Here is a 13,135-nt window from a genome sequence, read left to right on the forward strand (position 1 = left end):
TCATTCGTCGTGTTTATTATATCATGAAAAAGGGAACTTCCGTCCACTTTTTCCGTATAATCATGTATACTAGTTAATAAACGATCAAATGGAAAAAAGGAGATAAAAAGAGTGGAACATTTATTGCCTTATTCGCTTCAGCAACTTCCATATGTGTTCATGGCGCTCGCGATTGCTTTTTCGGTCCATGAATTTGCTCATGCGTACGTCGCTTATAAGTTCGGCGACCCGACGGCGAAAAATGAAGGAAGGCTGACGCTGTCCCCGCTTGCCCATCTCGATTTGCTTGGCACATTGCTTATTTTTCTGGCCGGGTTCGGCTGGGCAAAACCTGTGCCGGTGAATCGTTTTAACTTTGCCAATCCGCGCCTTGCCGGGATTCTTGTATCGGCCGCAGGCCCTTTCAGCAATCTTCTCCTTGCCGCGTTCGGGTTTTTGGCATGGTATAGCATGATTCGCTTCGGCGTGATGGCGGCGATTCCAGATTGGTTTGCCGCCGGGTTTGATACGTTTTTTCAAATTTTTATCAGCTTAAATGCGGTGCTGTTTGTCTTTAACTTGCTTCCGTTTCCTCCGCTTGACGGCTACCGGATTATTGAGGATTTGGCGCCACAAGGCGTTCGCGCGAAACTGACGCAGTGGGAAAGTTACGGGGCGCTTCTTTTTCTGATTCTTGTGTTGACGCCGCTTGACCGTTATACGATACAGCCGCTTTTTAATGTGGCGCTTCCGTTTGTACTGGAAAACTTGCAATCCTTTTTTTCCGCGTTATTCTTTTAAGTGATGAAGGAGGGCGTTAGGATGGAGAAGAAAAAGAAAAATATCGGATTCAATATCATTAAGGATGATCCAACGGATGGCCACGGCGGATTTGGCGCTGGGGTGTTAAGCTTGGAAAATGTTTCCCCGGTCATTATCGACGTCGAAGCGGGGGAAGCGTTTGTGGATATGGGAGCGATGCATGCCCGGAGCGTAGTGGAGCGGGGAATTAAATTTTCACCAAATCGCGAGGAAGTGCCGAACGGAAAGCCGTATTGGATCGTATGGGTGACGATCGAGCGAAAAGAAGAGGGGCCGTATTATGCCGGCGTCACCGCATGCGAAATGACGGTCGATCGCGAGGCGCGCCGCGGCTATAAGCTGCTTCCGGAGCATGTGAATCGTTTAGATAAGTCACTAAAGCGCCGTATTATCGTCGATCATATGGACGAAAAATCAAAACGGGTACTTGCGGACTTTTTAAAACAACATGATATCGAAATGTGGAATCGTTCGAGCGAGGAATTGCGAAAAGGATTGGAAGGCGGGGAATAAAAAGGGGAAAAAACTGCTTCTTTCATGGATTTCCATATATGTGACGTTTTTGTGAACGTCCTATGGCGGGTACTTGTCGTTTCGTAGGAAACAAGGTAAACTAAAGCTACATGTATAACACAATAAAACTAGGACAAGGAACTCCCCAAGCGAAACTGCTTGGGGAGTTCCTTTTAAAACCAAGGAAACCATTTTTCAAACCAATTTTTCTTTTCTTCCTTGTTTTTGGATTTTTTGTGATGCAAATGGTCGGTGCAGTAGTCGGTCGGTTCTGTGCCGGCGATATAATAAGTGAGGCGTTTTACCGGACATGATTTCGTCGCGAGCTTGCCGTTGTCCGGGTCGACATAGACGCCAACGACCCCTTTTGTTGGTTTAAATTGTTTCTTTGGCTTTCCTTGCAAACTCTCTTCCATAAACTGCACCCAAATTTGTTTGGCGTATTGTTTCTCCGCAACTTTATCCATCGTTTCCCCGCGGTCGTAGCCGGTCCATACCCCCGCGACCAGCTGGGGGGCAAACCCGATCATCCAACTATCTGTTTTGGTCGTTCCCGATTTTCCCGCGTATGGGCGCGTAATCTGTTTGCGGATCGATTGTCCGGTGACGGTGGTGTAGTCGTTTAATTTCGGGTCAAACATGCCTGTCATCAGTTGGACTGTTACATATGCGGCGTCCGGATCGAGCACTTGCTTGCTTGATGGTTTATATTCATAAATCGTTTCTCCTTTATGATTGACGACTTTTTTTATAAAAACCGGCTCGGTTTTTTTGCCGTTATTGGCAAGCGCACTGTAAGCCCCCACCATGTCGATCACTTTCACCGGCAATGTGCCGAGGGCAAGGGAAGGCACTGCTTTTAATTTGCTTGTTATGCCAAGTTTTTTCGCTGTTTCGACAAGTTTGTCTTCACCGATAAATAAATGTGTTTTTACGGCGAATACATTATCCGACAAGGCAATGGCCTGTGCGAGCGTTATCTCGTCATTCGCATAATAGTTATTGTAGTTGTGCGGCGTATAGGTCTCTTTTCCATTGTCAAAGGTAAAGGTAGTCAGCTCGCTTCGCATTTGCGTCGATGGCGTGAATCCTTGCTGAATGGCCGCATAATAAAGAAACGGTTTAAATGTCGAGCCCGGCTGCCGCTCCGCTTGCACCGCGCGGTTGAAAGGGCTTTTATCGTAATCTCTGCCGCCGATGAGCGCTTTTACTTCTCCCGAGCGAGGATCCATCGCGACAAACGCCACTTGAATGTCCGAATGAGGGTCAATGATGTCATGAATTTTTCGTTCTGCAATTTCTTGCATTTCCGGATCGAGCGATGTATACACACGCAATCCGCCCGTTTCAATCACGCGTTCATCCAATCCTAATTGATTGCGCAGCGCATATTTCACCACATCTTGAAAATAAGGGGCAATTTTTTTCTTTCCCGCTTCGTGATGGCGGGAATAAACAAGCGGGGTTTGATACGCTTGTTCCGCTTCTTTTTCGCTGATGTATCCGGCTTCGGCCATCGACGAAAGCACCGTTTTTTGCCGCGCTTTCGCCCGCTTTTCGTTAATGAACGGCGAATAGTAATACGGGCCTTTCGGGATCCCGGCCAGCATCGCTGCTTCGCTTAGTGTTAGCTGTTTTGCCGGTTTTCCAAAATAATAATGGGCTGCCGCTTCGATTCCGTAAGCGCCATGGCCGTAGTAAATGGTGTTTAAATACCCTTCTAAAATTTGTTTTTTGCTGTAGTTCGCTTCAAGACGGATCGTATATAACGCTTCTTGCAATTTCCGCGTCCATGTTTTATCGTGGTTTAAAAATAAATTGCGCGCATATTGCTGGGTAATGGTGCTCGCTCCTTGCACTTTCGCCATCGCCTTGATATTCGCGACAACGGCGCCGATAATCCGTTTTATATCAAAACCGTGATGTTCATAAAATTTCCGGTCTTCAACAGCGATTGTCGCCTGTATGATATAGGGGGATATATCATCAAGATCTACCCAGTAACGCGTTTGCCCGTTGTCACTCTCGCCGATTTTCGAGCCGTCATCCGCGTAAAAAATCGTCGTTTGCGGCACGGCTAGAGGTGGGGCCCCTTTTAATTTGGCGAACGCGATCAAACCGGCAAGCGCAACGGTGAAGAAGATTGCTAGGATTAAACTGATGAAGGCAAACGCCCGGATGTATTTCCACGTTCCGCGGAACCGGCTGCTTGGAATGATTTCCAACGTCCATCACCTCATGACCGTATTTGTATTAGTATGAAAAAATTTTTTCTATTTTAAACATTTTTCTATCAAGTTTCACTTGCATTTTTGCTAGATTGCTCTATACTTTTTCATGTTTGGTTTTTTCTTCGCTAGGGAAAGATGAAAGTAGCGTTTTGTATATAGCTGAAATGTGTTAAGAAAGGGTGTTGAACATGGAATTATGGTTTACGGAAAAGCAAACAGAGCACTTTGGCATTACCGCGAGAATTAAACGCACTTTACATACAGAGCAAACCCCGTTTCAAAAGCTGGATATGGTCGAGACCGTGGAATTCGGCAATATGCTTATTTTAGACGGAATGGTCATGACAACGCAAAAAGATGAATTTGTCTACCATGAAATGGTTGCGCATGTTCCGCTTTTCACCCATCCGAATCCGGAAAACGTGCTTGTCGTTGGCGGTGGTGACGGCGGCGTTATCCGCGAAGTGCTGAAACACCCGAGCGTGAAAAAGGCGACATTAGTTGAAATTGACGGCAAAGTCATTGAATGTTCGAAAAAATATCTTCCGGAAATCGCTGGCAAGTTAGATGACCCGCGTGTAGAAGTAAAAGTCGATGACGGTTTTATGCACATCGCGAAAAGTGAAAACGAATATGACGTTATTATGGTCGATTCGACAGAGCCGGTCGGCCCGGCCGTCAACTTATTCACAAAAGGCTTTTATGCCGGCATCGCAAAGGCGCTGAAAGAAGATGGCATTTTCGTCGCGCAAACGGACAACCCTTGGTTTAAAGCGGAGTTAATCCGCAACGTCTATCGCGATGTTCGTGAAATTTTCCCGATTACGCGTCTTTACACTGCCAATATCCCAACATATCCAAGCGGTTTATGGACGTTTACGCTCGGTTCGAAAAAATACGATCCGCTTGAAGTAAGCGACGAACGTTTCCATGACATTGATACGAAATATTATACAAAAGAGCTTCATAAAGCTTGTTTTGTTCTGCCGAAATTTGTCGCTGATTTAGTGAAATAAGGGAGGGCGCGCAAATGCGATTTGATGAGGCGTATTCGGGCAACGTTTTTATTAAAAGCCATCCAGATTTTGCGGAAAGCGAAGCGGTCATTTACGGAATGCCGATGGACTGGACGGTAAGTTACCGCCCTGGTTCCCGCTTCGGCCCGGCCCGCATTCGCGAAGTGTCGATCGGGTTGGAAGAATATAGCCCATATTTAGATCGTGAGCTTGGGGAAGTAAAATATTTTGATGCGGGCGATATTCCGCTTCCGTTTGGGAACGCGCAGCGCAGCTTGGATATGATCGAAGATTTCGTGGATAAAATTTTAGCGGCCGATAAATTCCCGCTCGGCATCGGCGGCGAGCATCTCGTCTCGTGGCCGGTCATTAAAGCGGTGTATAAAAAATATCCTGATTTGGCGGTCATCCATATGGACGCCCATACGGATTTGCGCGAACAATACGAAGGGGAGCCGCTTTCCCATGCGACGCCGATCCGCAAAGTCGCGGAGCTTATAGGCCCGACAAACGTATTTTCGTTCGGCATTCGTTCAGGCACGAAAGAAGAGTTTCAATGGGCGAAAGATAACGGGATGTACATCGCCAAGTTTGAAGTGCTCGAGCCGCTTCGGGAAGTGCTGCCAAAGCTTGCCGGCCGCCCTGTCTATGTCACGATTGACATCGACGTGTTGGACCCTGCCCACGCTCCGGGGACGGGAACGGTCGATGCCGGCGGTATTACGTCGAAAGAACTGCTGGCGGCGATTCACGAAATCGCCAAATCGAACATCCGCGTCGTCGGAGCCGATTTGGTGGAAGTAGCTCCTATCTACGACCATTCGGAGCAAACCGCCAATACAGCAAGCAAACTTATTCGCGAAATGATTCTCGGCTGGGTGCAAAAACGCAATGCGTAAATGAGATATTGTTTTTTGGCGCAGAAAAAAGCGTTCCTTATGGAGATGATCCACTAGGTGCAGCGAAAATCTTTTATGGTGATTGCGTTTGGGCTGAACGTGTTGCCAAAAGAATAACGCACTTGAGGCGGCTTCTTTCACACAGGAGCCGCTTTTTCTTGTTTGCCGACAATGGAGGGGAAGCCTCTTGAACAGGAGGAAACGATTCCATTATACTTAATAAAGTTACTACTCTTGTTTTTGATCATAAGGGTGTGTCCTTGATGGAAAAGCAAAACGGAATCCCTATTCTTCTCAAGCAAGTTACCGATATTCGCGACGGATTGCGTAAAGAGACGGTCGCTTTGGAAACGGAAGGGGTTTGCTACATAAAAGAAAATGCCGTTTATTTGCAGTTTGCCGAACAGCAAGAGCTAGGCAAAATAAACACGGTGGTGAAAATAACGGATCGCGAAGTGGTTGTGATGCGGTCCGGAGCGGTTCGGATGCGCCATGTCTTCCGCAAAACAGAAGAAACAACAGGGCAATACTATACTCCGTTCGGGCAGTGGACGATGAAAACGAAAACGGACAATATCGAATTCCGCTATAATGAAAAACGAAAACAAGGGCACCTGTTTTTATCATATCAATTGGAAATGCAAAATGAACAGGCGGGACGTCATGCGATGACGATTATGTTTAAGGAGGCATAGATCCATGAATATTGTTGAACAAATGAAAGAACGCATGAAAGAGGAAATTAAGCGCGCGGTCGTCAGCGCGGGGCTTGCCAAGGAGGAAGAAGTGCCGGATGTCATTTTAGAAGTCCCGAGAGAAAAAGCGCATGGAGATTATTCGACAAATATGGCAATGCAGCTGGCGCGGATTGCCAAAAAACCTCCGCGCGCGATTGCTGAAGAAATCGTCAAGCATTTTGATCAAACGAAAGTGTCGGTAAAGAAAATTGATATTGCCGGTCCTGGCTTTATTAACTTTTACATGGATAACCGTTATCTTACGGAACTCATTCCAATGATTATCGAGGCGGGCGCATCGTATGGGGAAACAAATGTCGGAAAAGGGCAAAAAGTCCAAGTGGAGTTTGTTTCCGCGAATCCGACCGGCGACTTGCATTTAGGGCATGCGCGCGGCGCAGCGGTCGGCGATTCTTTATGCAACATTTTAGAAAAAGCAGGGTTTGATGTAACGCGCGAATATTATATTAACGATGCGGGAAACCAAATTTACAATTTGGCAAAATCGGTGGAAGCCCGCTATTTCCAAGCGCTTGGCATCGATAAGGAGATGCCGGAAGACGGCTATTATGGCGACGATATTATCGAAATCGGGAAAAAGCTCGCCGAGGAGCATGGCGACAAGTACGTTCATATGGATGAACAAGAGCGGCTTGCCTTTTTCCGCGAGTATGGTCTCCGTTATGAATTAGAAAAAATTAAAAAAGATTTGGCAGACTTCCGAGTGACATTTGACGTTTGGTATTCGGAGACATCTTTATATAAAAGCGGAAAAATTGATGAAGCGCTCGCCGTATTGCGCGAACGCGGGCATATTTACGAAAAGGATGGCGCGACATGGTTCCGCTCCACAACGTTTGGCGACGACAAAGACCGCGTCTTAATTAAGCAAGACGGCACGTATACATATTTGTTGCCGGATATCGCTTACCACCAAGACAAACTGCGCCGCGGCTTTGCCAAAATCATTAACATTTGGGGCGCAGACCACCACGGTTATATTCCGCGGATGAAGGCGGCAATTGCGGCGCTTGGCTACGATCCTGACGTGCTCGAAGTCGAAATCATTCAGTTAGTCAATTTGTATCAAAACGGCGAGAGAGTAAAAATGAGCAAGCGGACCGGAAAAGCGGTAACGATGCGCGAATTGATGGAAGAAGTCGGTCTTGACGCGACGCGTTACTTCTTTGCGATGCGCTCCAGCGACACTCATTTGGATTTTGACATGGACCTTGCTGTGTCGCAGTCGAACGAAAACCCGGTGTACTACGTGCAGTACGCCCACGCGCGCGTTTCCAGCATCCTTCGCCAAGGGGAAGAACTCCAGTTATCGTACGAAGGCGATTTGCAGCTTGATTATATCCAAACGGAAAAAGAAATAGAGTTGTTGAAAAAACTGGGGGAATTTCCGGGCGCTGTTTCCGAGGCGGCGCTCAAGCGGATGCCGCATCGCATCACCGGCTATGTTTTTGAGTTAGCGTCAGCGCTGCACAGCTTTTACAATGCGGAAAAAGTATTGGATCCGGAAAACGCCGAAAAAAGCCGGGCGCGGTTAGCGTTAATGAAAGCCGTCCAAATCACGCTGCAAAACGCTTTAGCGCTCATTGGAGTATCGGCTCCGGAAAAAATGTAAAAAACAAAAAACCAGTCTCGTGAAGGCAGCTGCCGCATTGTGGCGCGGCGTCACGAGCCGGCGGCGCCTTGGAGCCGGAAAAGAAAGGCGCCCGTTTGAACCATGGGGAAAATGGAAGACGTTTTTGGAGAATAATGATACAATAGATGCGGGAAAGAGGGGGAATCTTTGCGGGTGCCCCCTCTTTCTTATGGGCATAATGACAATAAAACAAACATGGAGGAAAAACCAATGAAAGAAGTGATTTTATCATTAGTGACAGGCGTTGTAGTCGGCTTTTTATTTACGCTGTTTCGTTTGCCGATTCCCGCTCCTCCGGCGTTAGCAGGCATTGCCGGCATTGTTGGGGTGTACTTAGGAATGAAAGTGTTTGAATGGGTGAGTTATTTTTGGAAATGAAACATGTTGAGGGCATCGCCCTCAACATGTGTTTTTGGAAACCAATGAAACGTTACAGCCATGCGGAAAGGATCGATGATAGCGATTCTTTGCCGCGCTGCCATAATGTCCGCTTTTGCCAAAGATCAAGCGTCAGCCGTTCCGAGCGGGCCAGATCGCGCTGAATCGCTTCTTTCACTCGTTGCACGAAGGGGCGGTCATAAATATAACAATTCATTTCGCTGTTTAAAAACATGCTTCGTTTATCAAAGTTTGCTGTACCGATATCACAGCACTTTTCGTCAATCACCATCGTTTTGGCATGATAAAATCCTTGATAAAATCGATAAATGTGCGCTCCGGACTTTAAAAGGCGGTAAAAATACGGATACGCGGCTTCTTTCACAAACGGGTGATCGGCTTTTAACGGCACGAGAATCGTGACCTTTACACCGCGGGAGAGCGCTTCAAGCAGCGCGTTCATTACGGCGCGGCTAGGGATGAAATACGGGCTGCCGATGACTATTTCTTTCGTTGCCTGGCGGATGAAGTGGATGAATTGCTGTTCTAACGAATGGCCGTTCGTGGCAATAAGCTGGTGGGAAACCGTTCCTTTTTGGAGAGAAGGAAAATACCGGTGTTTGGTGATAGACGTTTTCGTCGCTTCTTCCCAATCGCGGCAAAACTGTGTTTGTAAATCGCAAACCCCTTCTCCCACTATTTTTAAATGGTAATCGCGCCACTGGCCAAAATTTGGATCTCGCCCGACATATTCGTTGCCGATGTTGAAGCCGCCAATATATCCGACCTTTCCGTCAATAACGGTAATTTTCCGGTGATTGCGCCGGTTGAGCCGGTAAAAGAAAAACGGGAAACGGGGCTTATGCGCATACGCGAATTCCACCCCGCTTTCTTTTAAGGAGCGGATCAGCTTTTTTGGAAACCCGAAGCTGCCGACCCAATCAACGAGAAGACGAACGCGGACCCCTTCTTCTGCCTTTTGTTTTAACAATTGGAAAAATTGCTGGCTGATTTCATCCGTCTTGACAATATAAAACAAAATATGGATATGATGTGTTGCTTTGCGGATTTCGGCAAAATAATCGGCGAATAGTTGCGTTCCGTCGATGAAAAAAGAAAGATTGCTGCGGCGTTCTTGATATACGGTTTTTGCTTTTTTCTTTTTGTTAAAGTGTTCCCCGAGCTTGTCATCGGCGTAAATTAACGCTAATATAGTGACAATAACGAAAAAGATGGCCATTTCGTCCCCTCCTGATTACATCGTTATTTATTAATGTTGCCCGTTGTCATAAAAAATAGCAGGACAACTCGCAAAAAACGTTATTGACTGAATGCTCATTCATATGTAAAATAAACGCAAGGCAATAATTCAGAAAATTTATTTTGTTGTTAATATTTTTGAATGGCATTTCATCGATTCAAAGGGGAAGGGGAGAGAGCGATATGAATCCGCTGCTGGTCATTAATTTTCTTGCGTTTTTGTTTGTAACCGCTTACGCAGTCTACCTTTTTGCCTATTTAGTCAAAACGCGTGCCGCTTACATCAAGCTCGGCAAAAAAGTGGAGTTTGACGGAAAAGTAAAAGAGCGTCTGCAAAGCATTTGGGTGAACGTATTCGGGCAGAAAAAGCTGCTAAAGGATAAAAAAAGCGGAATCATCCATGTGATGTTTTTCTATGGGTTTATCCTTGTCCAATTTGGGGCGATCGACTTTATTATTAAAGGCCTTGTTCCCGGAGCCCACCTCCCGTTAGGTCCGCTTTATCCGGGCTTTACGTTTTTCCAAGAAATCGTTACTTTGCTTATCTTGATTGCCGTTTTCGCTGCGTTTTATCGCCGTTATATTGAAAAACTTGTTCGTTTGAAGCGGGATTTCAAAGCAGGACTCGTGCTGATTTTTATCGGCGGGTTAATGATTTCTGTCTTGTTCGGAAACGGAATGAGCATGATTTGGCACAACGAAGAAGCGGCATGGAGCGAACCGGTCGCGTCATTGATCGCCGGCGCGTTCCGCTGGGTCGGCGAACCGGTCGCTGCAGTATTGTTTTTTATCGCATGGTGGGTGCACTTATTGATTTTGCTGGTATTTTTAGTCTATGTGCCGCAATCGAAGCACGCGCATTTAATTGCCGCGCCGGTTAATGTCTTTTTCAGCCGCTTGTCCCGGCCGAAGTTGTCGAAAATCGATTTTGAAGATGAAACGCAGGAATCGTTTGGCGTCGGCAAAATTGAAGATTTTTCGCAAAAACAGCTCATTGATTTATACGCCTGTGTCGAATGCGGACGATGCACAAGCATGTGCCCGGCGACGGGAACCGGGAAAATGTTGTCGCCGATGGATTTAATTTTAAAATTGCGCGACCATCTTACGGAAAAAGGCGCTGCGATCACTTCCCGCGCTCCTTGGGTGCCGGCGTTCGCTTTCAAGCATACAAGAGGCAATCAATTGGCGCTTGCCGCCCAAGGCGTGCAAGAACAAGCGGCCGCGCTGGAAATGCCGAGTTTAATCGGCGATGTGATCACAGAAGAAGAAATTTGGGCGTGCACAACATGCCGCAACTGTGAAGACCAATGTCCAGTGATGAACGAACATGTCGACAAAATTATCGACCTTCGCCGCTACCTTGTCCTTACCGAAGGAAAAATGAATCCAGATGCGCAGCGGGCGATGACAAACATCGAACGCCAAGGAAATCCGTGGGGGCTGAACCGGAAAGAAAAAGAAAATTGGCGCGAGCTTCGCGATGATGTGCATATTCCAACCGTCAAAGAACTGAAAAAAGCCGGCGAGGAATTTGAATATTTATTTTGGGTCGGATCGATGGGGGCATTTGATAACCGCAGCCAAAAAATCGCGCTGGCATTTGCGAAATTATTAAACGAGGCGGGCGTAAAATTTGCGATTTTAGGAAATAAAGAGAAAAATTCCGGAGACACGCCGCGCCGTTTAGGAAACGAGTTTTTATTCCAAGAATTAGCCGCCAACAATATTGCCGAATTTGAAAAAGCGGGCGTGAACAAGATTGTCACAATCGACCCGCACGCGTATAACACGTTTAAAAACGAATACCCTGATTTTGGCTTTAAAGCGGAAGTATACCATCATACGGAACTGCTCGCGAAATTGATTGAGGAAGGCAGACTAGTGCCGAAATATGAAGTTAAAGAACGGGTGACGTTCCATGACTCCTGTTATTTAGGCCGCTACAACGATGTGTATGACGCGCCGCGCAACATTTTGCAGGCGATTCCTGGCATCGAGCTCGTTGAAATGGAGCGCAACCGCGAACGAGGCATGTGCTGTGGCGCGGGCGGTGGTTTAATGTGGATGGAAGAGACGACTGGAAACCGCATCAACGTGGCCCGTACCGAGCAGGCGCTTGCCGTCAATCCGACGGTCATCAGTTCCGGCTGTCCGTACTGTTTGACAATGCTCACGGACGGCACAAAAGCAAAGGAGGTGGAAGATCGCGTCTCTGCTTACGACGTTGCGGAATTGCTTGCTAAATCTGTATTTGGCGAGGAAAAAGAAACTGCTTCATAAATTTTTTTGAATATACAATTCTAATTTTTAAAAATATTAGTATAATAGAAAGAGAAGGTGTGCCTTTATCCGTACACCTTCCGTTCACCATCGCATTGAGCGAGCGTTCAGTCTGTGTTTTGTAATCGCTTTCTTTTATGAATAAACAAAGGGGAGAGGTTTATGGGAAAAACGGTGATTTTAAGTGGGGTTCGCACGCCGTTTGGAAAATTCGGCGGTGCGTTAAAGCCGCTTACGGCGGCGCAGCTCGGCGGCATTGCTGTGAAAGAAGCGCTTCATCGTGCCAGAGTCAGCGGCGAGCAGGTCGATCAAGTCATTTTAGGAACGGTGCTGCAAGGAGGGCAAGGCCAGCTTCCATCCCGCCAAGCGATGCGCTATGCTGGCATTCCGTGGGAAGTGCGGACAGAAACGGTTAATAAAGTGTGCGCTTCGGGAATGCGGAGCGTCACACTTGGCGATCAAATCATCCGCCTGGGAGATGCCGAAGTCATCGTCGCGGGCGGAATGGAATCGATGAGCAATGCGCCATACATTTTGCCAAATGCGCGTTGGGGATTGCGAATGGGCGATGCGGCTGTCAAAGATTTAATGGTATATGATGGTTTAACATGCAGTTTTACCGGAGTTCATATGGGGGTCTACGGCGGCGAAACGGCGAAAGAATTGGAGATTTCCCGCGAAGAACAGGATGAGTGGGCATACCGCAGCCATCAGCGGGCGATTGCGGCGATGGAAGCCGGATTATTGGCGGAGGAGATCGTACCAGTGGAAGTTCCGCAGCACAAAGGGGAGCCGCTGTTGGTGGAGCATGACGAAGCACCGAGAAAAGATACGTCTCTTGAAAAACTGGCGAAGCTGCCTCCTGTATTTGACCCGGAAGGGACGATAACAGCGGGAAACGCTCCCGGAGTCAATGATGGCGCTGCCGCACTTGTGCTGATGAGTGAAGAAAGAGCGGCGCGCGAAGGAAGAAAACCGCTCGCGACGATTTTGGCCCATGCATCGATTGCCGTTGCGGCAAAAGACTTTCCGAAAACGCCGGGGTTTGTGATCAACGAGCTGCTTCGCAAAACGGGGAAAACAGTCGATGACATTGATTTATTTGAAATTAACGAGGCGTTTGCCGCTGTCGCGCTCGCCAGCATAAAAATCGCCGGCATCGATCCAGAAAAAGTGAATGTCAATGGCGGCGCGGTCGCGTTAGGCCATCCGATCGGCGCGAGCGGCGCGCGCATTATCATTACATTAATTCACGAATTAAAGCGCCGCGGCGGCGGCATCGGGATCGCGGCGATCTGCAGCGGCGGCGGCCAAGGCGATGCTGTTATGGTGCAGGTTGATTCGTAATGTTGTTTCGGCTTAT

General features: G+C 47.5%; 11 protein-coding genes. 9 read left to right on the forward strand and 2 right to left on the reverse strand.

The genetic code is table 11. From position 1 onward, the window contains the following. Window positions 1-111: 111 nt before the first annotated feature. Window positions 112-780 carry a site-2 protease family protein gene (locus AOT13_RS03540; protein WP_003253748.1) on the forward strand — a complete coding sequence of 223 codons (669 nt, stop codon included), beginning with the start codon at window positions 112-114 and terminating at the stop codon, window positions 778-780. Window positions 781-801: 21 nt separating this feature from the next. Beyond that, the gene (locus AOT13_RS03545) at window positions 802-1,314 is read left to right on the forward strand and encodes a YwhD family protein (RefSeq protein ID WP_003253746.1); all 513 of its coding nucleotides are present in this window, start codon (window positions 802-804) and stop codon (window positions 1,312-1,314) included. Between the two features lie 173 nt (window positions 1,315-1,487). Here the strand turns inward: AOT13_RS03545 and AOT13_RS03550 are convergent, their stop codons facing one another. After that, window positions 1,488-3,539, reverse strand: coding sequence for a transglycosylase domain-containing protein (locus AOT13_RS03550; RefSeq protein WP_042384314.1), 2,052 nt, complete (start codon window positions 3,537-3,539; stop codon window positions 1,488-1,490). Window positions 3,540-3,733: 194 nt separating this feature from the next. Here AOT13_RS03550 and speE point away from each other — a divergent pair, with 194 nt between their 5' ends. From speE to AOT13_RS03580, 5 genes are all read left to right on the forward strand, one after another. Beyond that, window positions 3,734-4,561 carry a polyamine aminopropyltransferase gene (gene speE / locus AOT13_RS03555; protein ID WP_013401860.1) on the forward strand — a complete coding sequence of 276 codons (828 nt, stop codon included), beginning with the start codon at window positions 3,734-3,736 and terminating at the stop codon, window positions 4,559-4,561. A gap of 14 nt (window positions 4,562-4,575) precedes the next feature. Continuing rightward, window positions 4,576-5,460, forward strand: coding sequence for an agmatinase (speB, locus tag AOT13_RS03560; protein ID WP_003253742.1), 885 nt, complete (start codon window positions 4,576-4,578; stop codon window positions 5,458-5,460). A gap of 263 nt (window positions 5,461-5,723) precedes the next feature. Further along, the gene (locus AOT13_RS03565) at window positions 5,724-6,155 is read left to right on the forward strand and encodes a YwiB family protein (RefSeq protein ID WP_042384308.1); all 432 of its coding nucleotides are present in this window, start codon (window positions 5,724-5,726) and stop codon (window positions 6,153-6,155) included. A 4-nt stretch (window positions 6,156-6,159) separates the two neighbouring features. Continuing rightward, window positions 6,160-7,830 (forward strand): arginine--tRNA ligase, encoded by a 1,671-nt coding sequence (gene argS, locus AOT13_RS03570; RefSeq protein ID WP_003253738.1) that lies wholly within the window; start codon window positions 6,160-6,162, stop codon window positions 7,828-7,830. 231 nt (window positions 7,831-8,061) lie between these two features. Next, entirely contained in the window at window positions 8,062-8,229 is a 168-nt protein-coding gene (locus AOT13_RS03580; protein WP_035502577.1) for a XapX domain-containing protein, read from the forward strand. A 52-nt stretch (window positions 8,230-8,281) separates the two neighbouring features. Here the strand turns inward: AOT13_RS03580 and cls are convergent, their stop codons facing one another. After that, complete coding sequence (cls, locus tag AOT13_RS03585) at window positions 8,282-9,469, reverse strand: cardiolipin synthase (RefSeq protein ID WP_003253737.1); 1,188 nt, start codon at window positions 9,467-9,469, stop codon at window positions 8,282-8,284. 203 nt (window positions 9,470-9,672) lie between these two features. Here cls and AOT13_RS03590 point away from each other — a divergent pair, with 203 nt between their 5' ends. Together AOT13_RS03590 and AOT13_RS03595 are read left to right on the forward strand one after the other, a co-directional pair. Further along, a complete protein-coding gene (locus AOT13_RS03590) occupies window positions 9,673-11,772 on the forward strand; it encodes a heterodisulfide reductase-related iron-sulfur binding cluster (RefSeq protein WP_042384304.1) in 2,100 nt (699 codons plus the stop codon). Between the two features lie 162 nt (window positions 11,773-11,934). Further along, the gene (locus AOT13_RS03595; RefSeq protein ID WP_013401856.1) at window positions 11,935-13,119 is read left to right on the forward strand and encodes an acetyl-CoA C-acetyltransferase; all 1,185 of its coding nucleotides are present in this window, start codon (window positions 11,935-11,937) and stop codon (window positions 13,117-13,119) included. Window positions 13,120-13,135 lie beyond the last annotated feature (16 nt).

It is taken from the genome of Parageobacillus thermoglucosidasius, assembly GCF_001295365.1.
Taxonomy (GTDB): domain Bacteria; phylum Bacillota; class Bacilli; order Bacillales; family Anoxybacillaceae; genus Parageobacillus; species Parageobacillus thermoglucosidasius.

Coding starts and splice junctions, on each gene's coding strand:
- AOT13_RS03545 (WP_003253746.1), top strand. CDS start 802: ATGGAGAAGAAAAAGAAAAATATCGGATTCAATATCATTAAGGATGAT.
- speE (WP_013401860.1), top strand. CDS start 3,734: ATGGAATTATGGTTTACGGAAAAGCAAACAGAGCACTTTGGCATTACC.
- speB (WP_003253742.1), top strand. CDS start 4,576: ATGCGATTTGATGAGGCGTATTCGGGCAACGTTTTTATTAAAAGCCAT.
- AOT13_RS03565 (WP_042384308.1), top strand. CDS start 5,724: ATGGAAAAGCAAAACGGAATCCCTATTCTTCTCAAGCAAGTTACCGAT.
- argS (WP_003253738.1), top strand. CDS start 6,160: ATGAATATTGTTGAACAAATGAAAGAACGCATGAAAGAGGAAATTAAG.
- AOT13_RS03580 (WP_035502577.1), top strand. CDS start 8,062: ATGAAAGAAGTGATTTTATCATTAGTGACAGGCGTTGTAGTCGGCTTT.
- cls (WP_003253737.1), bottom strand. CDS start 9,469: ATGGCCATCTTTTTCGTTATTGTCACTATATTAGCGTTAATTTACGCC.
- AOT13_RS03590 (WP_042384304.1), top strand. CDS start 9,673: ATGAATCCGCTGCTGGTCATTAATTTTCTTGCGTTTTTGTTTGTAACC.
- AOT13_RS03595 (WP_013401856.1), top strand. CDS start 11,935: ATGGGAAAAACGGTGATTTTAAGTGGGGTTCGCACGCCGTTTGGAAAA.